The following is a 21128-nucleotide window of genomic DNA, read 5'->3' on the forward strand; positions in this document are numbered from 1 at the left end:
CTTTTAGAATAACTGCAATACAGAGTCGAAAAGCTGGTTAGCAGTGCTAATGACTTTCATGTTGGCGTTGTGTGCGTTAGCGAATGTCATCAGATTCGCCGCTTCTTCATCGCTGTTAACCGCACTGACGTTGTCGCGCGCGGCATGCGCTTGTTTGTTCATTGCCGCTTTAGCTTCATAATCCGCTTCCGCTTGGCGGGCTTTGATCGCCGTTTCACCGACCATTGCGGTGAACGCATCGTTTAAGCTCAGCGAGCCATAGCCAGTAACTGAAACCGGCTTATTGCTCAGTTGAATCAGGTCATTCAACACATCTGCATTACCCGGAGTGCCATCACTGGAGAACGCTAATTCTTCCGCGCTGATATCAGTAATGGTGAGGCTTGCCGCTGGGTTTGCTGGATCGTAGCTAAACAATGGCTTGCCCGGATTGCCGTTGAGATCTTGCCCTGTCGCCAGCACAGCGTTGTATTCATCCGCCAATGCTTTTGCCATGTCATCCAAAGCGACTTGGTTTGGCTTAAGCACTTCGGTTTGATAATCGTTAATCGCGCCTAACTTGCCACCTACCGAATGGTCAATGACAAAGCTTTGCGAGGCGAAATCAACACTCAAATCCGCAAGGTATGGGTCGCTTGGGTCTGGCTTCGCTGTCAACTGACCATAATCCGAACCCATTACCAAAGGCTGACCAGAAGCGAGTGTCACCTGCATGCTTCCGTCTGGTTGATCGGTAGTTTTGATTTCAACGATTTGAGAAAGCTCGCCAATCAGCACATCGCGAGTGTCCATCAACTGTGCTGGGTTACCGCCTGTGCCTTGCATTTCGACAATCTGCTTGTTTACCTGAGCAATGTTCGCCATCAAGCTATTGGCATGGCTCAACGCCGCAGTGCGCTGGTCACTCATGTCTTTATGCTGATTATGAAGGGACTCAGTTAACGTATTGAATCGACGCGCCAACGCTTCCGATTCATTAATGATTTGCTGACGGTATGGGATCGATTCTGGTTTTACTGTGGCATCATTCAGCGCAGCATTAAGGGAATCTAACCCCGCAGAAACGCTAAAACCATCCGCACCAAGAGTGTTTTCAAGCTGGCTCATGGCGGTGGTATAACCTGCCGAATAAGCCGCTAAACTGTTGGTCGACCACGTTTGCTTCACCAAGAATTGGTCTGTGACACGGCGAATGCTCGTCACTTCAACACCCATTCCAGGGCTGAGCTTGTTGTACTTACCGTCACCAACAGAAGCCATCAATGCTTGTTGTCGGCTGTATCCCGGCGTGTTGATGTTTGCCACGTTTTGCGCGGTCACATCCAACGCCACACGGTTCGCGTTTAAGCCTGAAAGGGCGATATTAACAAGGTTCATTTACAGCTCCATTTTCCTGATCAGCGGCTGAGTAAATGCGGTCGTCATTCCGGCTTCACCGAGCACTTGTTTAACAGAGGCGACCGCTTGCAGCGTGGGATTAACTGCATCGGTCTTCATCGCGATTTCATCGTTTTCAAGTTGTGATGCGCGTTCAAGGTTGACCACTTTTCCATCGTTCGCCGGAGAGACATTTCGTGCTTGGTCGAACGCCACTTCACGCATTGAAGGGCTAAGTTGCTGGATCAGCATATTGGCGATACCGGAGTTCTGTTTTTTCGCCAACTCCATCGCCAATTGCCCATCGTACATATCGCGAAACACTCCTTGTTGTTGGCTAGCAAACGGGCTGTCTTTGTCGGCCAATACATCACTGCTGCTGCGCATTTGGCGTAGCACCATTTGTAGGAACATCGCCTCGAATTGACCCGCAACCACTTCAAGAGCGCCTTCTTGATCGCGGCTTTTCTTGATGCTCGCTAGGGCGCTGTTGTCGTGATACAGCATGGTATTGAGTTGAGCTTGATCGCCGCTCGTATCTAACTTCATCGCTAACTCCTTAAATCACCACAAGCTCAGCATTCAGCGCGCCCGCTTCGTTCAATGCTTGCAGAATCGACATCAGATCCGTTGGCGTTGCGCCTAAACTGTTTACGGCGTTGACGATAGTGTTCAGTTCCGTACCCGGAGGCCAAATCACCATTTGCGCTTGCTCTTCGTTTACTTCGATTTGGGTTTGATCCACGACTTTGGTTTCACCATCAGCAAACGCGTTCGGTTGGCTGACTTGTTGAGATTCGGAGATTCGAACAGTCAAGTTGCCATGGCTTACTGCCGCTTCACCAACCTTCACGTTCTTACCAATCACCACCGTACCCGTGCGTGAGTTGAAGACGATTCGAGCTGGTTTACGGCCTTCTTCCACGCTCATCTCTTCCAACATCGACATCATGGTGACACGCTGTTGGGTGTCCATTGGTGCACGCATTTCGACGCGCGCTTTGTTGATGGCTTTCGCTACGTTTGGACCAAAAGTATTGTTGATTTCACGGGCGATATTCTTCGCTGTCGTAAAGCTAGGCTTGCGCAAGTTCAGAGTAATTTCGTCACGCTGGTTAAAATCGGTTTCGATTTCTCGCTCTAGCGTTGCCCCGTTTGGAATGCGACCCGCGGTTGGCGTGTTCACTTCCACTTTAGAGCCGCTTCTGCCTTCGGCTGACAAACCGCCAACCACCACGCTACCTTGAGCAATGGCGTACACTTCACCATCGATACCGCGCAACGGCGTCAGCAGTAACGTGCCGCCACGTAAGCTTTTTGCGTCACCGATAGAGGAAACCACTACGTCCAATGTTTGCCCCGGTCCCGCCATTGGGTCAACGGATGCGGTAACACTTACAGAAGCCACGTTACGTAACTTCGGATTCATGCTGTCGTCAATCTGAACACCAAATTGGCGCAGCATGTTGGTAATCGATTGGGCGGTGAATTTCACTTGGTTACGGTCGCCTTGACCGGCCAAGCCCACCACTAAACCGTAACCGACTAATTGGTTTTCTCGGATGCCCTGTACATCCACCAAGTCCATGATCGGAATTTCCACTTCGGCTTGTGAAGTGGCAGGAACTCCCAAGGTCAGAGCCAATAGGAAAGAGGTAAAGAATGCGTTGATTGGCTTCATTAGAATGGTACCCATGGGCTGTTGAAGAACTGAGTCAGCCACCCAGCTGCGTTGCTGTCGGCTAATGCGCCACGACCAGCGTAGGTAATGCGAGCATCCGCAATACGTTGAGAAGACACTTGGTTGCTGCGGTTGATATCATCAACGCGCACAATGCCTGTTAGGCGAATAAACTCGTCGCCTTGGTTGAGTCGGAGCCACTTTTCACCGCTAATGCGAAGTACACCATTTGGCAGTACCTCATGCACAGTCACGGTGATCGCGCCTTGTAACTTGTTGCCTTGCGAGCTAGATGCGCTGCCATCGAAATTACGACTGCCATCAATACTCACGCCCAACTCATCTATGGTTTTGGTGCCAATAGTTGGCGTAGCAAAGTCAACGGTAGAGCTTTTACCAAACTGGGTGCCCGCTTTCTTGCTGGACTCGGTCTCTTCAGAAAGCTGCACAGTCAAGACATCGCCCACTCGGTAGGCGCGGCGATCTTGGAACAACGTCATGGTGTATTGGTGACGATAAAGGCTGCCGGATTTGGCTTCTGGCAAGGTGTAATCCAGCACTGGCGGCGCGTATTCCTCTGTGTTTGGCTCAGGTGGAATAAACTCCTGACGCCCTGCACATCCCACCAGCAACACGACGGCAACTGCCCAACTCTTCGAAAGCCATTTCATTGCTTTTTCCTTCATCATCACCAATTTCTTACTTACATCGATTGCGCGACAAACTTCAGCATGTCGTCTGCGGCAGAAACTACTTTGGCGTTCATCTCGTACGCGCGTTGAGTGGTGATCATGTCGACCATCTCTTCCACTACCTGCACGTTTGAGCCTTCTAAAGCGCCCTGTTTGATGCTGCCTGCTCCGTCTTCGCCTGCAATCAATTCATCCGCAGGACCACTTGCTTCTGTTTCACGGAACAAGTTACCGCCAACGGCTTCTAGACCCGCAGGGTTGATGAACTTCGCCAACGTGATTTGACCCAGTTGCTGCGGCGTTGGATCGTCAGCCGAGGTGGTCGTTACCGTGCCATCCACACCCACAGAGAACGAAATCGCGTTGTCTGGGATTTGGATTTGCGGCTCTAGTGGCAAACCTTGGCTGTTGACCATCAAACCCTCTGAGTTGATGTGGAACTGACCATTACGCGTGTACATGATCTGACCGTCAGAGTTTTCGATTTGGAAGAAGCCTTGCCCCATCACCGCTAAATCCAACTCTTGAGTGGTATTTTGTGTGTTGCCTTGGGTGAAGACTTTCTGCGTACCCACAACTCGAACACCAGAACCAAGCTGAACACCGCTTGGCAGTTCATTCACTTGGTCGACTTGCGCGCCCGGCTGACGCTGAATGCTGTAAAACAAGTCTTCAAACACCACGCGGTCACGCTTAAAGCCGACCGTGTTAACGTTCGCTAGGTTGTTAGAGATGGCAGTCATTTTGGTATCTTGAGCTGCCATGCCCGTTTTACTTACCCATAATGCTGAATGCATTGGTTATCTCCTTTGGACGAGAACCCCTTGTTGAGAGGGTTATCTCGCCGCCATCAATTTGTTTCCAGCTTGCGCCAAAGTTTCTGCGGTTTTCATCATGCGGACTTGCATTTCGAAGTTACGTGTCAGCGACATCACGCTCAGCAGTTCATCAATGGCAGAGACGTTACTGCCCTCAATGTGCTCTGGAGAAAGCTGCACGGTTTCATCCGCAGGGAAAGGCACACCATCGACGCTATGCAGCAAGCTGTCGCTCTCTTTTTGCAGTTGGTTAATTGGCGGTTTCACCATCTTCAAAGTGCCCACTTCCACTTCTGCACCACCACCCGGAGGAATCACAGAAACACGGCCACGTTCACTGATTTCAATCTTCTGAAAATCAGGTACAACGATTGGACCGTTTTCACCGACAACAGGGAAACCATTGATGCTCATTGCGCCAAAGGTATCGACTTTGATGTTGCCCGCTCGGGTGTAAGCTTCATTGCCAATTGGCGTTTCTACGGTGAGGTAGCCCTCGCCCATGATCGCCACGTCCAAAGGACGACCGGTTTTCATGATGTCGCCAGAATCAAAACGCGTTGCGGCTGAGTTGGTCACCACCATGGTACGGCCATCAAAGCCCGCACCTTGTAGCTCAACGCTGCGAACGCGTTCCATATCGGCACGGAAACCTGCGGTGTCAGCGTTCGATAAGTTGTTCGAACGTACGTGCTGAGCTTTTAGAACTCGACTCGCACCCGACGTGGCAGTAAATAACAAGCTATCCATGCGACTCTCCCATTACACCGCGTTGAACAGAGCTTGAGTCAGCTTGTCATTGGTCGAAATGGTTTTCGCGTTCGCTTGGTAGTTACGCTGCGCCGTCATAAGCGCAACCAGCTCACTGGTTAAGTCAACGTTAGAGCCTTCTAGCGCACCCGGTGTTAAGTCACCCAATGTGCCTGTACCCGGAACACCCATGATTGGCGCGCCAGAGCTAAAGCTTTGTGTCCAAGCCGTGCCGCTCACTTTCGATAGACCTTGCGTGTTAGCGAAATCCGCAAGCACAACCTGACCTTGCAGCTGAGACTGGCCATTAGTGTAAGTCGCGTAAACCATGCCGTTGTCTTCCACTCGAACGCCCGCAAGCTCACCTGAGGTGTAACCGTTCGGGTTGTTAGTGCTCACGCCAAACGCAGCGCCAAACTGAGTGCTACCGTTCAAGCTGATATCAATGCTCATTGCGTTTGCGCCCGCTGCTGGGAATGCAACGTTAAAAGAACCCGTTGGCGAAGCTAGCGTGCCGTCAGTATTGAATTGAACCGTTTGAGCCGTTGCTGGCGTCGTTGGTGCACCGTCGACTTCCACGTTCACTTGCCATTCGTTATCTGATGTCTTCGTGAAGTACTGAGTTACCGTGTGCGAGTTACCAAGTGAGTCGTACACCTTAGTGGTGTAAGAAGAATTGAATGAGTTTGGATCGGAAGAATCGAATGGGTAAATGGCTTGGTCAACTGCCGTTGCGCTTGCGTCGAAGTTCGCCACAAAGTCCAGATTGTCGGTCGCTTTTGCGTTAAGTGAAGACGTAGAAACTTTGATGTCACCAACAGAGCCAGTTTGAAGGTTCGCATTGTTGTCTACGCTGTAACCTTGCAACTTGGCACCGTTGTTTGCGGTCACAAAGTTGTTCTTATCAGTGCCAAACACACCTGCGCGAGTGTAAAGCATCTGCCCCATGTGATCTTTCGTCACGAAGAAGCCGCTGCCGTTGATTGCCAAGTCCATTGCACGACCCGTGCCTGTCACCGAACCATTCTTATCGAAGTTCTGAGAAATCGACGCCACTTCTACGCCGCCAGGCTGCATGCCGTTGTAAACCGCTGCAAATTCTGTGCGGCCACCTTTAAAGCCGTACGTTGATGCGTTGGCAATGTTGTGGCTGATGGTGTTTAACTCTGTGTTGGTCGCGTCCAGACCACTAAGTGCGATGTTAAAACTCATAAATAACCTCTGATTTCCTTATTTGGTTAAGCACCAAACTGAGTGATTTGATAGAAAGGAACGTTGCCAACGCCTTGAACATTGACCAGTGCTGCGCCACCAGAGCTAGGAATACGTACCTGCTCAACCGTGCCTGCCAGCAAAACATTTGGGCTCTTTTGCCCTTCTTGAACTTCCACCGCAACGGTGTATTTACCCGGTTTCAAACCAAGCTCTTCGGGATTGATCGAGAACTCAACGTCACCCGCACCGTGCGCACCTAAAGGCACTTTGGTTGATTGGCCGAATTCATCTTTGACGACTAACGTCACTTGGTTCGAACCATGTTCTAGCTCGACCTTGCCACTTTGCACGCCTTCACCAAGTTCAAATTCATTCGAAGAGACGTACACGGTCTGACCAACCAAGCCTGCCGTTGAAAGCACCTGCATGTTGTCGAGCAATACCATGCTGTTTTGCATCAGCATCGACATGTTTTCAGTACTTTGAACTTGCGAAAATTGGGCTAGCTGGCTGACATACTCAGTGCCATCAAGCGGGTTCAGCGGATCTTGGTTTTGAATTTGCGCCACCATGAGCGAGATAAACTCGTTTTGTAGTGACGTTGCGCTGTTCATATCCGATGGGTTCGCTGAAATGCCGCCCGTATCACCACTAGCGGTAGTTGCGACTGGTGCATCAGAAGAGAGTGCAGTGTATTGTGCGAGACTCATTAATTACCCTGCCCTAGTCGAAGCAGACCTTGCTGCATGCTTTTCACATTCGTCAGCACTTCCACGTTGGTTTCAAAGCTGCGCGTTGCGGACATCATGTCGGCCATCTCCGACACCACATCAATGTCAGGGTAGTACACGTAGCCTTCATCGTTCGCTAACGGGTTGTTAGGTTCGAAACGTTTTTCTGCCTGACCTGCGTTTTGCACCACATCTACAATGCGCACTTCCGCATTCGGATAAACACCGTTTTCTGTCGCCATCTGTGTTTTCTGATACACAGTGGCGAACACAGGTTTGAGTGCTTTATAGGCATCATCCGGATTGGCAGACACCGCGTCGGCGTTGGCAAGGTTACTGGCTACCGTGTTCAGGCGAACGGTTTGCGCCGTCATCGCCGAGCCAGTGATCGAATAGATATCAGTAAATGACATGTTTAACGTCCCTCAATCACTTTCGCCAAGCCACTGAATTTCATGTTGAGAAACGTCAGGCTGGTTTGAAAGTCCATGTTGTTTTGCGTGAACTTGGCTTGTTCAACGCCCAGTTCCACAGTGTTGCCGTCTTTGCTGTTTTGGTAAGGCACCGAATATTGCGCCTCAACCTGAAACTTCGGCACCGGTTTGTTCACACTGCCCGCTGACATTTGGTTCATCACGGTGGTGAAACTTAGGTCCTTTGCCAAGTACCCTGGGGTATCAACATTTGCTAGGTTACTGGCGAGGACTTTGGTACGCTGAACGCGAAAATTGAGTGCCTCTGGATGTACACCTAACGCATTTTCGAATGTGATCGCCATGCATCTTTCCTTAAAGTCGGCTCGAATACGCCAAGATCAAAACAAGATACATGCCATAAAATTTAGTTATATATATCAATGAATTACAAACAAGGAAGGAAGCCTCGCTTCCGGTTTACGGAAACCATTCAAACCAAGGGGAAAGGTCAATTTTCCTCAATCATGCTGCTTTGCGGTTTGGCTTTGAGTGCAAGCTCAGTCAGTGCTTTAGCGAATGAGAAAAACCTAACCGCAGACGAGTTAAAAGCCATTGTCGGCGAGCAGTTTGAGCAAGAAGTGGCGCAAATAGCACACTCACGCCAATGGGGAAACTACCAACTCGATTATCAAATATGGGTGCCAGGCTCTGCCAATCATCTACCGGTTTGTGATGCACCTTTGGCAGTCACAGGACGCGATAATCGTCCGTTGCCTGTTGGCAATTTAAAACGTGCTGTCAGTTGTGAAGCGGTGAGCTCTCCATGGCGCATCAATGTCACAATCAAATCAGCGGTGACGCTTTCTGTTTTGGTCGCCACCAGCACAATTGACCGCAACGAAACCCTCTCTGCCTCAAACTTAAAATCAGAAACACGCACGATTTCACGCCAAGACGATTTCTACACGAAAACAAACCAAGCCATTGGACTTGAGACCACCCGCCGCATTCGAGCTGGTCAAATCATTGACCCAACCAACTTAAGTTCGCCGCCATTGATCGAGAAAGGCAACGAAGTGATCATCATCGCCAGCAAAGATGGATTTAGTGCCAGCACCAAGGGGGTCGCTTTAGAACAAGGTAAGAAAGGTCAGCAGATTGAGGTAGAAAACATCAGTTCTGGCAAGGTGATACGCGCTGTCGTAACGGGGCTCAATCAGGTGCATACCCAGTTTTGATTTTGGACTCAGGTTATCATTTTTCGATTTAGGCACTCGTCAGCACAGGTGAACTTCGAGTACAAAAAATAAATATTTAATGTTCATCACACCCTAGTCGCCTATTCGATTTAGAACATGATGATTGAGGACAACAGCATGAAAATCGACAAAGTCGCGGGCGGTCATGTCCCACAAACTAAATTCCAGCAGGCGAGTAAAAAGCCAGTCGACACCATCGCACAGAGCAAAATTAACGAGCCAGCATTCCAAGCGAACACAGCTGCGATCGATCGCGCTCAAGCAGAAATGAAATCCCTGCCAGACGTAGACATGGCAAAGGTTGAGCAAATTCGCAATGCGTTGGCACGTGGTGAACTGAGTCTAGACACCAAAGCACTATCTAAAGCAGTAATGCAATTTCACACCGGTCACGAGTAACGCAGCGCATTAGGAGTCATGCATGGCAACGGCGGCATCACAGCATATTCAGCAGTTTGTTCGTTCTATTTCCGAAGACATCAAACTCTACCAGCAATTGCTGGGGCTGATTCAACAGCAAAAAGCACTGTATTTGAAGTTCGATGGTGAGGCGCTAAGCGAGAACATTCAAAAACAAATGCCGATTTTGAATCAGCTTGGTCGCTCCGCAAGCGAAAGAAGCCAGTTAATGCGTAAGCTCGGATTGCCTTGTAATGAGACCAGTGTGAATCGTATTTTCAATGCCTTGCCCGCCAAGATTGGTACGCAAGCGAGAAAACAATGGACGCTGTTGGAATCCTTGGTGAAACAATGCCAACAGGACAATCAGAGCAATGGCCAAAGCTCTGCAGCGTTCCAAGAGTTAGTCAGTCAACTCAAACAACCTGTGCAACACACTTATGAAGAGCGCTCGTTCTAAACAACGATTCTCGCCTTGCCTGCAGAGTCTACCGCCATCCCGGTCGATTGCTGTGGGCTTTTTTGTTTTGTGCGTGATGTGCTTGTCTCCAATGACGATGGCCAAGCCGCATAAAGCCAGTATCGACCAGCAATATCAAGTGCTCGCGCCATATCAAACGCAAATTAGCCAACGTCTCGATTCCGTTAGCCCGCTTCTCGATCATATTTTCAAACAGCTTAAGCAAAAGTCTTTACCCGCCAACTTGGTGTTAGTGCCCATGCTGGAATCATCTTACAACCCGAAAGCAGTATCACACGCCAATGCCGCCGGTTTATGGCAACTGATTCCTGCTACAGCGACGCGCTTTGGCTTGCAAGTGAGCGATAAGCAAGATGAGCGCTTTGATACTAAAGCCAGCACTCAAGCCGCCATAAGATATTTGGAATTTCTGTATAACAAGTTTGATCAAGATATTGCGCTCACTCTGGCCGCTTACAACGCAGGTGAAGGTCGCGTTGCACGAGCGATCAAAAAAGCAGACAGTCGGGATTTCACGGCACTTACTTTGCCGAAAGAGACTCAGCAATACGTCAATCGCTTTTACGCATTGGAACGTTTGGTGAACATACAGCAATTGCGTACCGATTCTTTCCAACCATTACTTTTGTTTGCAAACCATTCCACCATCTACGCCGAACCGCTTATAGACCTTAGTCGATTGCCTCCACTCGTGGAATTGTGAACACTCTCACTAAATTCCACCAATGTCAGAAGCACGTAAAATTACAAGATCCTGTTCTGCCAATTTGAAAACTCGTGATCTCGATGCAAACGCGTGCATAAAAGTTACGGTAATGTATCTCAAAGATAAGAAAGAGCAGTGGTTTGCTGATAATTTACCAACTTGCACTTGTGTATTGGCTAGATATCCATCACATTACGTGTGCAAATAAAGTGAAAACCAATAGTTAGACCTATTAATTATTTACACAACAAATATAAAGCCGCTATTGTTTTCACAGATTGATACAAAAAAACAGAATATCGAGATGACGCTTCGCTTGCGCGTCTGGAATAAGTCCGGGTTCCGGGGGGGAGCTCGGACTTTTTTTATTGCTTGGAAGTTACAATTTTGATCTGAGGAGGGTTACAGCAACTCTTTTGCGATGAGTTGTAGCAAGAAGGTTTCGCGTTCAATGCTCATGCCTTTCTTCGGGCTTTCCGCCATCGTCTTTTCATTGTGCGCGATCGCGTCGTGAACATTCATCCATACTGGGCGCATGCCGTTCTTCACTTCGTAATCTTCATAAGCTGTTTCACCTAGCTCACGGTCAATTTTGCACGTGTAGCAGTATGACGTCATGTGCATCACATCGGCATCGTCTTTGTACCAAGGACGAAATTCTTCGAAGATACCGTAAGGCTTGATGTTGTGAATATTCTTCGCACCGGTTTCTTCTTCAAGCTCACGAACTAAACCTGCAATCACATCCTCACCGTCATCGATGCCACCGCCAGGCAGTGTGTAATCGTGGTAACGCTCTGTGTAAAGAAGCAGGACATCTTCACCGTCTAATACAATGGCGCGCGCCGCATTGCGTTGGAAGATGATTTTGTCATCCAGATGTTCGATATCTGGGTGCGTGGTGGTTTTCAAATGTCTCATCGCAGAATCCGCTGTGAATGTTTTGCGCGCATACTACCGAAATTCATGCGCATTCCCAAGTTTCAATTTGAGCACGTCTGAAACAAATATAGGCGAACAGTGAGCAAATTCTAAAATTGCACAGAATTCCCTTACAAGCGTCGTGCTTTTAACAAACATAAGACAATATTTTTCTGAAACTCTCCTATAATCAACACACTACTCGTTAATCCCATGCGGAGATCAAGAATGAAAAAGACAACTTTAGTAACGGCAGTGGCAGCAGCGATGGTGTTGGCAGGTTGTTCAACTTATGAAGGTGCGACTCGCTCAAATGAATACACATCAGCAGCAAACCCAGCAGCGGTATACTGCGTACAGCAAGGCGGCGAGCTAGATACAGTAACGGAAAATGGTGAACGCGTAACTTACTGCCAACTGTCTGAAAACGAGCGCTTTGAGCAGTGGGAATACTACCGCAACAACCACAAAGAAGATGGCGAGTCGTAATAGGGTCTGTTGATCTTTCGCGGTTAAATTTTGTTCGAGATAAAATCGTTTTAGGCGAGGCAAGGATTATGCTGCCTAGTCATTCTAAGCAAATACTCCTTAACGAAGCATAAAACGATTTTAGCCGAACCCTTTGGGCAGCGTTTGTTGGCCATTTCTACTGCGTTATCAACTTCTCATGTAGGCTAGCTACACAGCAAAGTCTCTGCCTTGTATAAATATCCAACAATTCGCTGCAAAAATCAGCTCGAAAGGTCAACAGACCCTAATAGTTAACATTTACGCAATCTAAGATTACAATTTTATCAACAAAGGAGCGTTAAGCTCCTTTTTGTTTACCGTAAATTTCCCTACATTCTGATACTTAGCCCTTTATCCACCAGTCTTACCGCATAGCGATACGATATCGAACGGCGTTTTATTCTGACATTCCCCTGACATTACTTTCCAAGTGGTCAATAAAATTCCTTGCACACATCACGAAATTTCACGTTTTTTCCACATTTTTATCGGAGCGGGTGGTCAGGATGAAAACAAATACTGTTAAGCAAGCCGAATCGGCACAAACGAACGTCATTACAGAAGAATCAAAACGCATCATCTATAAGTCGATGCTAAGTGCACTCACCATTGTTGCCATCAGTATTTTAGTCAACCTAAGTATCCGAGTGGACTACGTTTTATTAGGTTCTTCATTGGGCGAAACCTCTATTACTGAAACACTGCAATTGATCATGCTGGCGGTTGCATCTTGGTCTTTCTTCCGCATGTCTAAACAAGAGACTCATGTCTCACATGCCGCGATACTTATTTCAGGCTTTTTTGCGGTATTGATGATCCGTGAAATGGATTACTGGTTTGACATGATCCACCACGGCTCTTGGGTCTTTCCTGCCCTTGCGTTAGCGGCACTGGCTTGTGCGAAAGCTTACCAAGGTGGTAAAGGCACCGTGAACGAAATGGCAACCATTCTACAATCACCTTACATGAAGCTACTTATCGGCTCAGTGATCTTGTTGTTGGTGTTCTCTCGCCTGTACGGCATGGGTAGCTTCTGGCAACACGTAATGGCCGAGCACTACGTACGCGATGTGAAAAACATCTCAGAAGAAGGCATGGAGCTGTTGTGTTACAGCCTAATCGCGCTAAGTGCCGTACGCACACGTCGCGAACTTAAGCGTCAGTAAGTTGAAGTGGCTTAACTAGCCATTCGCTTCGGGGTCAAGTTGCAGGTTCAACGTCGTTAATATCGGATGAAACACTGCTAACGCTTGCTCTGCTGCAACCACTGAATCATCAAAGGCCGTCATTTCGATGGCCTTTTTCATATCTGCAATTTGCCCTCGCACTTCAGGCTCTAAATCGAGCGCTTGAAGCTTTTCTATCGCACCAAGGCCAATGTCTAAAGGCTTTGCTCGTACCTCAGCGAGATCACGTTCAAAGGCGCCACGCTTAACTCCCTCTAGATACACGCGGTAAGTCGTGAGTTCATCAAACAACAAAAATGCTTCCGCTAAAACGCCTGTATTAGGGTAAGGCACACTCACATGGTGTGAGAGGTCGAGTGAAATGTTGAGCTTTACGCCCATTTCTGCACAGCGCGACTTCAATACGCGTAATAAACCCTGTTCATCCATTAAGGTTTGAATCTCGATGATGCGCTCTAGATGGTAGTCATTGGAGAGTAAAGTGACGTCAATGGTTTGCCCTGCCTCGCAAAGGCCACTTCTTAATAACTCCGCAGCGGCATTTTGCATGTTCTGCACCGTATTGAGTGAACGATTCTCGATGATGACCTGCTGCTCAGGAAAATCGATTTCCCTACCCTTAGCTAACTGGTAAAAGTAGCGGTACATCGCATCCGCTTCTGAGACGGTTTGTCCTTGAGTCACACCGCCACAAAAAACCAAGGCAGTCGTCTCAAAGCAAAATTCGTTTAAAACATTCAACAGCGCTTCCACGCGTGAGCGACCTTCAGCACTTAACTGATCGTGCACCAACCGCTTACCTAAAATGATCACTACCTTGTTTAACTTCATTACCCAGATCTCAATTAGTCATACTTTAGCGAACAATTTGTATACAAAAATCTGCTTTGCCAATACTCTCACAGGTATTAACATCTAATTAACAATGTCATTTTAGAGACCTGAATAAAGGTCCGTAGAGAAAGGAAGTCAATTATGCTGTCGATTTTCGATATTTTTAAGGTCGGTGTCGGTCCATCTAGCTCCCACACCAATGGCCCAATGCTCGCAGGTTACCATTTCACTCAATTACTTAGCGACTCTATGGCGAAAGTGCACAAGGTGCAAGTTGACCTTTACGGTTCTTTATCGCTGACTGGCAAAGGCCACCATACGGACCGCGCTACCGTCCTTGGTTTAATGGGCAATAAACCCGATACCATTAAAATGACCAGTGCAAAAGCGGCGCTACAGCATACCATTGAACATGGCACACTCTCGGTTGCAGGTGTTCATGAGATCGTGTTTAGCTATGATCACGATATTGTCTTCCACAGTGATAACCTTCCTCTTCATGAAAATGGCATGACCATCACGGCTTATGATGCTTCTGGTGATCAGGTGGCGTTTGAAACTTACTACTCTATTGGTGGTGGCTTTATTGCTACGGCAGCGGAACTGGAACACGGCAGCAATGATGCTCAAGTTGAAGTACGCTTTCCGTTTTCTTCTGCCGACGAAATGTTGGAAAACGCAGAGCTCAATGGCCTCAGTCTAGGAGGCATGATCCTACAAAACGAATTGGCTTTTCGCGAACAGGAAGAGATCGATCAAAAAGCCGAACAGATCTGGAAAGTGATGTCGCTGTGCATGCAACGAGGCTTTGATACCGAAGGCATTCTCGAAGGCGGGTTGAACGTCACGCGCCGAGCGCCAAACCTACTCAAAAAGCTCGAAGCCAATGCAGCAGTAGAGAACGATCCAATGGAGATCATGGATTGGATTAACCTGTTTGCTTTCGCAGTGAGTGAAGAGAATGCTGCAGGTGGTCAAGTAGTGACGTCACCAACCAATGGTGCTGCCGGTGTTATTCCTGCCGTGCTTATGTACTACCACCGCTTTATTAAGGAGCTCGATAACAAGCAATTGAAAGACTTCTTAGCCGTGGCGGGGGCGATTGGCATCTTGTACAAAACCAACGCTTCCATCTCAGGAGCAGAGGTTGGATGCCAAGGCGAAGTCGGGGTATCGTCTTCGATGGCGGCCGCAGGCTTAACGGCACTGCGTGGAGGCAGTAATGAGCAAATCTGTATTGCCGCAGAAATCGCCATGGAGCATTCGCTTGGCATGACTTGTGACCCGATTGGTGGTTTGGTTCAGGTGCCGTGTATTGAGCGAAACGCGATGGGCGCGATGAAGGCCATTAACGCATCACGCATGGCACTGAAACGCACCAGCAAATGCCTTATTTCATTAGATAAAGTTATCGAAACCATGTACCAGACGGGCAAAGACATGAACAAGAAATATCGTGAGACCTCACTTGGTGGACTCGCGGTGATTCATATGGCCCCACCATGCGAATAGCATACTTTATATCAGTTTTTGCTAATTAATATTTTTCATTGTTGGCGGATAAAATTCCGCCAACGCCTGTTTTCTTATCAAAAACCACCTTATTTACTCAAACTCTCCCGTCTGTTTATTATTTCAACGACTTTTCAAAACCTTAAAAACCATATGAGAACAATCATCTTATAAATTGTTACTTTTGGGTCATTTATTCACATAGTTTCTAGTTGATCTAGAACAACACATTAGTGAGGCAAACGTTTCGCATTAGAAATTTTAGTGCATTAAATTCAGTTTATGCGACAATTGTTTCAATATGTAACATAGCGTTTAAGTAACATTTAACAGAAATAATAACTACCTTTCTCGCAATAGTGAGTATTTAATTATGTGGAATAAACTAAATAAATCTATGATGTTCTGCCAAATGATGTTTGGCTTATCATTTTATGGCGTGTTAGTCAGTCTGACGCGTTTTTTCTTAGAGGATCTGAATTACAACGAAGCTGATACCATGATGATCGTGGGTGCCTTTTCGGCGATTGGCCCTCTATTTGCGATTGCTGGCGGCTTTATCGCTGACAAATTTTTAGGTGCTTACCGCTCTCTATCGATTGCCTTCTTAGCATTCGCATCTGGCTACGTACTGCTTGTTCTTGGTGCTTCGGCAACCAACGTACCGCTTTCAATGTGTGGTATCGCGCTAGCAAGTTACGGCCGTGGTTTAATGTCTCCTTCTTACCCTAGCTTGTACAAACGTACCTTTAAGTCACAAGAAGACTTCGAGAAAGGCTACCCAATTAACTACTCAGTGAACAACGTGGGCGCTTTCCTAGGCCAATACTTGTTCCCTATGATTGTGCTTATCATCGGCTTTAATGGTGGTTTCACTATTTCAGCAGTGATGGCTGGTGCAGCATTGGTGATGCTACTTGTGTTCCGCAAAGGCTTGGTTGGCGTTGCTTCTGATCTGGATCGTCAAAGCGTAAGCATGAAGAACTGGATTTTCTTCGCGATTATCTCAGCGGCGATGATTGCACTGGTATTCTTCATGTTCTCTAACATGGATATCGGTCAAAACATCGTTTACGCCATCGGCGGTGCAGCGATTCTTTACTTTGTTTCTTTGATGTTGAAAGTAAGCAAAGCAGAATCATTGAAGATGGGTACTATCCTTATCGTTACCTTCCTAACCACGTGTTTCTTCGTTTACTACGGTCAAATGATGACTTCAATGAACATGGTAGCGATCAACACTCTGAAAGGTTCTCTATTTGGCTTCATCCCACTAGAGCCTGAAGCAGCAATGGCGATGAACCCACTATGGTGTATGGTTGGTGGCCCTATCGTTGCTGGCTTCTTTGGCATGCTAGAAAAACGTGATATTCACCTATCAACCGCGACTAAGATTGCATTGGCATTCGTGCTAACCGCTATCGCATTCGGCATCCTAACGTTCGCGGTAACGACTGTTGGCGAAGACGTTATCATCATGCCTGAAATCTTCCTAGCGATTCACTTCTTCCAAGCAATTGCGGAAGTTATCGTAGGTTCAATGGTAGTTGCGTTCATTCTATCTGTGGCACCTAAGCACATCGAAAACTTCTCAGTAAGCTTGTTCTCTGTAGCAATCGCACTAAGTGGTATCGTTGGTGCTGCGTTCTCTACGTCTATCGCACTAGAGAAAGGCCAAGAGATCACCCAAGAGATCGTACAACACGTTTACGGCGAATACTTCCAACTGCTGACTATCCTAGCGGTTGTGATGGTTGCGATTGCCTTGGGCGCGTCATTCATCATTCGTAAGATGCTTGAAGCAGCAAAACAAAGTGAAGCTGAATTGGAAGTGGTTGAGCAAAACTAATTCTCTCTCAGCAGCAAACGAAAAACGGAAGCCAAGCGGCTTCCGTTTTTTTATCGACAAAGAAGAAGGATAGAGAAATCATTAAGCGGTTAAAGTAACCATCAGATAACCGTTGAGTGCGAGTACTAAAGTAACGATAACCATACCGACATAAGAGACCCATTTGTTATTTTTGAACTCACCCATCAAGCGTTCGCTGTTGGTAAAGATAAGCAATGGGATAATCGCCAACGCAATACCAAAGCTCAACACCACTTGGCTCATCACCAAGATATCGGTGGTGTTCATACCTAAACCAATCACCACAAACGAAGGTGCCATAGTAATAAAGCGTCGTACCCACATTGGAATAGAGAAGCGGACAAAGCCTTGCATCACCACCTGACCTGCCATTGTGCCAACAACGGTAGAAGACAAGCCTGAAGCAATCAACGAAACACCAAACAACACAGATGCGGCTTTACCTACCAATGGCGTTAGCGTCATGTACGCTGTTTCAATTTCCGCCACATGTTGGTTGCCTGAGTAATGGAACACGGCAGCAGCCATCGCCACAATTGCGATATTCACAAAGCCTGCAATTACCATCGCAATCAACACATCAAAGCGAGTGGTGCGAAGGCGAGTTTTGGTGCTTTCGCCATAGCTGTTTTTGAACAGTGCAGAATGAAGATAGATCACGTGAGGCATTACAGTCGCGCCTAGAATACCCGCAGCAAGATAGATTTGATGTGAATCCGTAAAGGTTGGAGTCAGCAAACCTTTCACCATTTCACCGCCCGCAGGGTGCGCAAAAAACAGTTCAGCAATGTAGATAACCGCCACCAACATCAAAAGTGAACCGATCACGACTTCTAGCGGTTTTTGACCTTTCTGGTTAAGCATCAAAATCATCACGGTTGCTACCGCAGTGATCATCGCTCCTTCCATTAAGCTAATTCCAAACACCAACTGAAAGCCGACTGCTGCACCGATAAACTCGGCAAGGTCTGTCGCTATCGCGATGATTTCAGCTTGGATCCAGTAGAAGCCTACCGCCCATTTATTTGGTAAGTGGTCACGTAGATGCTCCGCTAGATTTTTGCCTGTAACGATACCTAGCTTGGCGGATAAATACTGAATCAACATCGCCATTAGGTTCGCCCATAGCACTACCCAAAGTAGCTGGTAACCAAATGAAGATCCTGATTCAATATTTGTCGCAAAGTTGCCTGGGTCGATGTAACCAATCGCGGCAATAAACGCCGGGCCTAACATCAGCATTTTGCGTTTGATTTTGTTGAATGCCGAAACTTTTGATGTTGTGGCGGCATCTAAATGTATGGATGCATTATTTATCGATACATTACTCATGACGATATTCCTCTCTAGTCGATGAGAAGAATCATACGCCCACTCAAATGAGAATCAATATCATTTAGGTACACAAAAACGGTAATTAAGATTTCAACAATTAATTTTTAATTATCGATAAACAAAAGCTATCAAAGATTTCTGTTGAATTTGGCTTGCCATCGACCAAAAACAACAATGCCGCGTTAGACGCGGCATTGAAAGCGGGGGATGGTTTCGATTACTTAGTCGCGACGGCCGCGCAATTGAATCGGTTGGTTAGAAGCGTCTGTTTGAATCATCACACCACCGTAAGTAGCGTCATTACGACCTTTAAGAGTCAGGTTAGAATCCGCACGCTCCACATTAACTTGGTTTGTTTGGCTAGTAGCCATATCAATGGTACCCGTGTATGAGCCATCGCCAGCGAATGCTACATTCATTGAACAAGCCATTAAGCCTACTAGTGCGATTAGTTTTTTCATACGTCACCTCGATTATTTGTGGTACATCGTTTCGATGAAGAAACTGTAGCAACAGTTCCAAAGTAGCACGAGGAAAACCCGAATTTACCAAATGGAAATCCTCGGTCAAAAAATGCTTTTCTGCCATAAACTTAGAATTGACCATCCCCTGTCTTTTTTTATGACAGGCGGAGTTATGATGCCGTGGCAACGTTGGCTGGAGTAAAAGAATGACAATGAATCTGGATATGCAAAACGTTTTGGTATTAAAGCGCATGTATGAGCTGCGTAATGTTCGTTTAGTGGCAGAATCGATGGGGAAAACCTCAGGTGCCATCAGTAAGAACTTAACCAAGATGAAAGCGCAACTGGACGATCCTTTGTTCATTCAAACCAAAAATGGCTTTGAGCCGACCTCGTTTGTCGAAGCCAACATGCCTCATTTTGAGCAGATTCTAGCAAGCGTGGATGCCATCAAACCACAAGAGTTTTCACCCACTCACTTTACTGGTGAAGTATCCATTTACGCCAATACCCTGTTCTGGGATCGCTTTGGCGACAAACTGTACATTGAACTTATCAAGCAAGCACCTAACGCGAGATATGCGTTTTTAAGGTGGGGAGCAGATGCCCGTAATCGAATCATCGATGGTGAAAACGCTATTGCAATTCACTACTTTGATGAAGACTTACCTCAGTCAATCGCTCAGAAAGAATTGGGGAAAGGAAAAGCGGTGTTCTTTGTGCGAAACGACCATCCAGCACGAGAATTCCAATCATTAAGTGACTACGCCTTACTACTGTTCAAAACGCCGGGGTGGAATGATCATAAATACCCATTGCTCGATCGTTTAAAGAACATTGGTTTCGATGTCACGCCCAAAGTGGAAGTGGAGCACCCCGCAATGATTCATAGCATCATCATGCAAACCGATCATTTTGGGATCACCATGAGCGGTAATGTTCCAGAAAGTTGCCGTAGTATAGATTTACCAAACGGGTTGGAGTTGGGTGTTAGCTTTGTTATGAGTTGCCGTCGCTCTCAGCAGCATGACCCGCAAAATCAATGGCTATTCAATGTCATCCAAACGATCATCGCGAAGCATTCAAAACCCGATTAAAACGGTGCTTCACCTAACACACCGAGTGTGATCGTTTGGTGATGTTTCTTAAGATACTCAATGTCTTGTAAATAAGCCGTATGGTGGCAATCATCCATATTCGCTTGAAATTGCGCATCGCCAGTGGCAGCAGACGTACGCATAAAGTCTACCAGTGCAGTCAAACGCAGCGTCATCGTATCCACCAGTTCTTCTCGCTCTAACCTTGAACAACCATAGGCGTCACAGAAACGCTTTGCTCGTTTAATCTGCTCTTCAAGCGTGCCCATTTTGTCATTTTCATCGGTCTTAAATGGCGCCCAACCATAGACTGAAAAAGCCACATCCCAAATTCTTGGAGCTGGGTGTGCCGTATCAAAATCAAAAATGCCCACGACAGCGCCATCCTTTAACGCAACGTTATAGGGCATAAAGTCGCCATGGCAGATGACTTCGTGTGGCAAGCGAGTTGGCAGCATCCAATGGCAAACTTCATCTTGATGTCTGGAAAGGAAGTGTTGAGAAGCATCATGCAGTTGTCGGAGCAGTTTTGCTGCGGAAGTAAGAGCCGAGAGCGAAGCAATCTCTCCCTGCAAAGGATAGTTATAGCTTTCTCCATCGACGAAGGTCAGCAACTCTTTTCCACCTTCAATTGACACCGCTTTAGGACAAGCATGAAAACCGTTGGCATGAAGATGATGAAGCAATTGATGAATGGTTATGGTCCAAAGACTTGCAGGTCGACTGACCAAGTCTCCTTTACGATAAATAGCCCCTTCTCGGCCACCTTGTAACGTTTCCATGACCCCTCCTTGAAAAGTCGAGCAAACCGCTCATGAGTAACGACGACTTGAAACGTATTCGCTTTATACCATTATACCCAAGTAACCTCGA

The 21128-nt window shown here is 47.1% G+C and carries 24 protein-coding genes; 9 read left to right on the forward strand and 15 right to left on the reverse strand.

The features are described from left to right. Window positions 1-3: 3 nt before the first annotated feature. The 10 genes from flgK to flgB are packed head-to-tail and all read right to left on the reverse strand — an operon-like array spanning window position 4 to window position 8042. Entirely contained in the window at window positions 4-1377 is a 1374-nt protein-coding gene (flgK, locus tag L1076_RS04370) for a flagellar hook-associated protein FlgK (protein WP_237303221.1), read from the reverse strand. Continuing rightward, window positions 1378-1926 (reverse strand): rod-binding protein, encoded by a 549-nt coding sequence (locus tag L1076_RS04375; RefSeq protein ID WP_054755083.1) that lies wholly within the window; start codon window positions 1924-1926, stop codon window positions 1378-1380. A 10-nt stretch (window positions 1927-1936) separates the two neighbouring features. Then, window positions 1937-3058 (reverse strand): flagellar basal body P-ring protein FlgI, encoded by a 1122-nt coding sequence (locus tag L1076_RS04380; protein WP_237303222.1) that lies wholly within the window; start codon window positions 3056-3058, stop codon window positions 1937-1939. Continuing rightward, entirely contained in the window at window positions 3058-3729 is a 672-nt protein-coding gene (gene flgH, locus L1076_RS04385; protein WP_005435900.1) for a flagellar basal body L-ring protein FlgH, read from the reverse strand. Before flgH ends, L1076_RS04380 begins: the two co-directional genes overlap by 1 nt. A 32-nt stretch (window positions 3730-3761) precedes the next feature. Then, entirely contained in the window at window positions 3762-4547 is a 786-nt protein-coding gene (flgG, locus tag L1076_RS04390) for a flagellar basal-body rod protein FlgG (RefSeq protein ID WP_005432423.1), read from the reverse strand. A 39-nt stretch (window positions 4548-4586) separates the two neighbouring features. Continuing rightward, entirely contained in the window at window positions 4587-5318 is a 732-nt protein-coding gene (gene flgF / locus L1076_RS04395; protein ID WP_005435899.1) for a flagellar basal-body rod protein FlgF, read from the reverse strand. Window positions 5319-5330: 12 nt separating this feature from the next. After that, the gene (flgE, locus tag L1076_RS04400) at window positions 5331-6530 is read right to left on the reverse strand and encodes a flagellar hook protein FlgE (protein WP_005535960.1); all 1200 of its coding nucleotides are present in this window, start codon (window positions 6528-6530) and stop codon (window positions 5331-5333) included. Window positions 6531-6556: 26 nt separating this feature from the next. Next, window positions 6557-7243 carry a flagellar hook assembly protein FlgD gene (gene flgD / locus L1076_RS04405; protein WP_005535962.1) on the reverse strand — a complete coding sequence of 229 codons (687 nt, stop codon included), beginning with the start codon at window positions 7241-7243 and terminating at the stop codon, window positions 6557-6559. After that, window positions 7243-7677 carry a flagellar basal body rod protein FlgC gene (gene flgC / locus L1076_RS04410; RefSeq protein WP_005432431.1) on the reverse strand — a complete coding sequence of 145 codons (435 nt, stop codon included), beginning with the start codon at window positions 7675-7677 and terminating at the stop codon, window positions 7243-7245. Before flgC ends, flgD begins: the two co-directional genes overlap by 1 nt. A gap of 2 nt (window positions 7678-7679) precedes the next feature. Further along, entirely contained in the window at window positions 7680-8042 is a 363-nt protein-coding gene (flgB, locus tag L1076_RS04415) for a flagellar basal body rod protein FlgB (RefSeq protein ID WP_005432433.1), read from the reverse strand. Window positions 8043-8120: 78 nt separating this feature from the next. Here flgB and flgA point away from each other — a divergent pair, with 78 nt between their 5' ends. The 4 genes from flgA to L1076_RS04435 all read left to right on the forward strand — a co-directional run bounded on the left by flgA (window position 8121) and on the right by L1076_RS04435 (window position 10522). Next, window positions 8121-8918 (forward strand): flagellar basal body P-ring formation chaperone FlgA, encoded by a 798-nt coding sequence (gene flgA / locus L1076_RS04420; protein ID WP_237303223.1) that lies wholly within the window; start codon window positions 8121-8123, stop codon window positions 8916-8918. Window positions 8919-9056: 138 nt separating this feature from the next. Beyond that, window positions 9057-9338 (forward strand): flagellar biosynthesis anti-sigma factor FlgM, encoded by a 282-nt coding sequence (gene flgM, locus L1076_RS04425; RefSeq protein ID WP_038868484.1) that lies wholly within the window; start codon window positions 9057-9059, stop codon window positions 9336-9338. Window positions 9339-9360: 22 nt separating this feature from the next. Next, complete coding sequence (gene flgN, locus L1076_RS04430; protein WP_009705036.1) at window positions 9361-9798, forward strand: flagellar export chaperone FlgN; 438 nt, start codon at window positions 9361-9363, stop codon at window positions 9796-9798. A 46-nt stretch (window positions 9799-9844) separates the two neighbouring features. Continuing rightward, window positions 9845-10522 (forward strand): transglycosylase SLT domain-containing protein, encoded by a 678-nt coding sequence (locus tag L1076_RS04435; protein ID WP_237303278.1) that lies wholly within the window; start codon window positions 9845-9847, stop codon window positions 10520-10522. 405 nt (window positions 10523-10927) lie between these two features. Here L1076_RS04435 and L1076_RS04440 read toward each other — a convergent pair whose 3' ends face one another. Beyond that, window positions 10928-11446 carry an NUDIX hydrolase gene (locus L1076_RS04440; RefSeq protein ID WP_005443683.1) on the reverse strand — a complete coding sequence of 173 codons (519 nt, stop codon included), beginning with the start codon at window positions 11444-11446 and terminating at the stop codon, window positions 10928-10930. A 228-nt stretch (window positions 11447-11674) separates the two neighbouring features. On the opposite strand from L1076_RS04440, the gene L1076_RS04445 reads away from it, so the two are divergent. Continuing rightward, a complete protein-coding gene (locus L1076_RS04445; RefSeq protein ID WP_038876511.1) occupies window positions 11675-11935 on the forward strand; it encodes a DUF333 domain-containing protein in 261 nt (86 codons plus the stop codon). A 527-nt stretch (window positions 11936-12462) separates the two neighbouring features. Further along, window positions 12463-13122 (forward strand): hypothetical protein, encoded by a 660-nt coding sequence (locus L1076_RS04450; RefSeq protein WP_237303224.1) that lies wholly within the window; start codon window positions 12463-12465, stop codon window positions 13120-13122. Between the two features lie 15 nt (window positions 13123-13137). Here the strand turns inward: L1076_RS04450 and L1076_RS04455 are convergent, their stop codons facing one another. Beyond that, on the reverse strand, window positions 13138-13974 hold the full coding sequence (locus tag L1076_RS04455; RefSeq protein WP_237303225.1) for a YdcF family protein: 837 nt from the start codon (window positions 13972-13974) through the stop codon (window positions 13138-13140). 144 nt (window positions 13975-14118) lie between these two features. Between L1076_RS04455 and L1076_RS04460 the strand changes: the two genes are divergently transcribed. Together L1076_RS04460 and L1076_RS04465 are read left to right on the forward strand one after the other, a co-directional pair. Continuing rightward, window positions 14119-15489, forward strand: coding sequence for an L-serine ammonia-lyase (locus L1076_RS04460; RefSeq protein ID WP_042604894.1), 1371 nt, complete (start codon window positions 14119-14121; stop codon window positions 15487-15489). A 373-nt stretch (window positions 15490-15862) separates the two neighbouring features. Then, window positions 15863-17338: an MFS transporter gene (locus L1076_RS04465; protein ID WP_237303226.1), complete on the forward strand. Its 1476-nt coding sequence runs from the start codon at window positions 15863-15865 to the stop codon at window positions 17336-17338. 81 nt (window positions 17339-17419) lie between these two features. Here the strand turns inward: L1076_RS04465 and L1076_RS04470 are convergent, their stop codons facing one another. Both L1076_RS04470 and L1076_RS04475 read right to left on the reverse strand, forming a co-directional pair. Beyond that, window positions 17420-18691: an Nramp family divalent metal transporter gene (locus L1076_RS04470; protein WP_038868255.1), complete on the reverse strand. Its 1272-nt coding sequence runs from the start codon at window positions 18689-18691 to the stop codon at window positions 17420-17422. Between the two features lie 224 nt (window positions 18692-18915). Continuing rightward, window positions 18916-19155: a hypothetical protein gene (locus L1076_RS04475; protein ID WP_009705043.1), complete on the reverse strand. Its 240-nt coding sequence runs from the start codon at window positions 19153-19155 to the stop codon at window positions 18916-18918. Between the two features lie 209 nt (window positions 19156-19364). On the opposite strand from L1076_RS04475, the gene L1076_RS04480 reads away from it, so the two are divergent. Beyond that, entirely contained in the window at window positions 19365-20255 is an 891-nt protein-coding gene (locus L1076_RS04480) for a LysR family transcriptional regulator (protein ID WP_237303227.1), read from the forward strand. Here the strand turns inward: L1076_RS04480 and L1076_RS04485 are convergent. After that, a complete protein-coding gene (locus L1076_RS04485) occupies window positions 20252-21037 on the reverse strand; it encodes a phosphotransferase (RefSeq protein ID WP_237303228.1) in 786 nt (261 codons plus the stop codon). The genes L1076_RS04480 and L1076_RS04485 overlap by 4 nt on opposite strands. Window positions 21038-21128 lie beyond the last annotated feature (91 nt).

This window comes from Vibrio sp. MMG023 (assembly GCF_021654215.1).
GTDB lineage: Bacteria > Pseudomonadota > Gammaproteobacteria > Enterobacterales > Vibrionaceae > Vibrio > Vibrio jasicida.

What these genes read in the sequence shown, in the direction of transcription:
- flgK (WP_237303221.1), bottom strand. Translation starts at nt 1,377, where the DNA reads ATGAACCTTGTTAATATCGCCCTTTCAGGCTTAAACGCGAACCGTGTG.
- L1076_RS04375 (WP_054755083.1), bottom strand. Translation starts at nt 1,926, where the DNA reads ATGAAGTTAGATACGAGCGGCGATCAAGCTCAACTCAATACCATGCTG.
- L1076_RS04380 (WP_237303222.1), bottom strand. Translation starts at nt 3,058, where the DNA reads ATGAAGCCAATCAACGCATTCTTTACCTCTTTCCTATTGGCTCTGACC.
- flgH (WP_005435900.1), bottom strand. Translation starts at nt 3,729, where the DNA reads ATGAAATGGCTTTCGAAGAGTTGGGCAGTTGCCGTCGTGTTGCTGGTG.
- flgG (WP_005432423.1), bottom strand. Translation starts at nt 4,547, where the DNA reads ATGCATTCAGCATTATGGGTAAGTAAAACGGGCATGGCAGCTCAAGAT.
- flgF (WP_005435899.1), bottom strand. Translation starts at nt 5,318, where the DNA reads ATGGATAGCTTGTTATTTACTGCCACGTCGGGTGCGAGTCGAGTTCTA.
- flgE (WP_005535960.1), bottom strand. Translation starts at nt 6,530, where the DNA reads ATGAGTTTTAACATCGCACTTAGTGGTCTGGACGCGACCAACACAGAG.
- flgD (WP_005535962.1), bottom strand. Translation starts at nt 7,243, where the DNA reads ATGAGTCTCGCACAATACACTGCACTCTCTTCTGATGCACCAGTCGCA.
- flgC (WP_005432431.1), bottom strand. Translation starts at nt 7,677, where the DNA reads ATGTCATTTACTGATATCTATTCGATCACTGGCTCGGCGATGACGGCG.
- flgB (WP_005432433.1), bottom strand. Translation starts at nt 8,042, where the DNA reads ATGGCGATCACATTCGAAAATGCGTTAGGTGTACATCCAGAGGCACTC.
- flgA (WP_237303223.1), top strand. Translation starts at nt 8,121, where the DNA reads ATGAATTACAAACAAGGAAGGAAGCCTCGCTTCCGGTTTACGGAAACC.
- flgM (WP_038868484.1), top strand. Translation starts at nt 9,057, where the DNA reads ATGAAAATCGACAAAGTCGCGGGCGGTCATGTCCCACAAACTAAATTC.
- flgN (WP_009705036.1), top strand. Translation starts at nt 9,361, where the DNA reads ATGGCAACGGCGGCATCACAGCATATTCAGCAGTTTGTTCGTTCTATT.
- L1076_RS04440 (WP_005443683.1), bottom strand. Translation starts at nt 11,446, where the DNA reads ATGAGACATTTGAAAACCACCACGCACCCAGATATCGAACATCTGGAT.
- L1076_RS04445 (WP_038876511.1), top strand. Translation starts at nt 11,675, where the DNA reads ATGAAAAAGACAACTTTAGTAACGGCAGTGGCAGCAGCGATGGTGTTG.
- L1076_RS04450 (WP_237303224.1), top strand. Translation starts at nt 12,463, where the DNA reads ATGAAAACAAATACTGTTAAGCAAGCCGAATCGGCACAAACGAACGTC.
- L1076_RS04455 (WP_237303225.1), bottom strand. Translation starts at nt 13,974, where the DNA reads ATGAAGTTAAACAAGGTAGTGATCATTTTAGGTAAGCGGTTGGTGCAC.
- L1076_RS04460 (WP_042604894.1), top strand. Translation starts at nt 14,119, where the DNA reads ATGCTGTCGATTTTCGATATTTTTAAGGTCGGTGTCGGTCCATCTAGC.
- L1076_RS04465 (WP_237303226.1), top strand. Translation starts at nt 15,863, where the DNA reads ATGTGGAATAAACTAAATAAATCTATGATGTTCTGCCAAATGATGTTT.
- L1076_RS04470 (WP_038868255.1), bottom strand. Translation starts at nt 18,691, where the DNA reads ATGAGTAATGTATCGATAAATAATGCATCCATACATTTAGATGCCGCC.
- L1076_RS04475 (WP_009705043.1), bottom strand. Translation starts at nt 19,155, where the DNA reads ATGAAAAAACTAATCGCACTAGTAGGCTTAATGGCTTGTTCAATGAAT.
- L1076_RS04480 (WP_237303227.1), top strand. Translation starts at nt 19,365, where the DNA reads ATGACAATGAATCTGGATATGCAAAACGTTTTGGTATTAAAGCGCATG.
- L1076_RS04485 (WP_237303228.1), bottom strand. Translation starts at nt 21,037, where the DNA reads ATGGAAACGTTACAAGGTGGCCGAGAAGGGGCTATTTATCGTAAAGGA.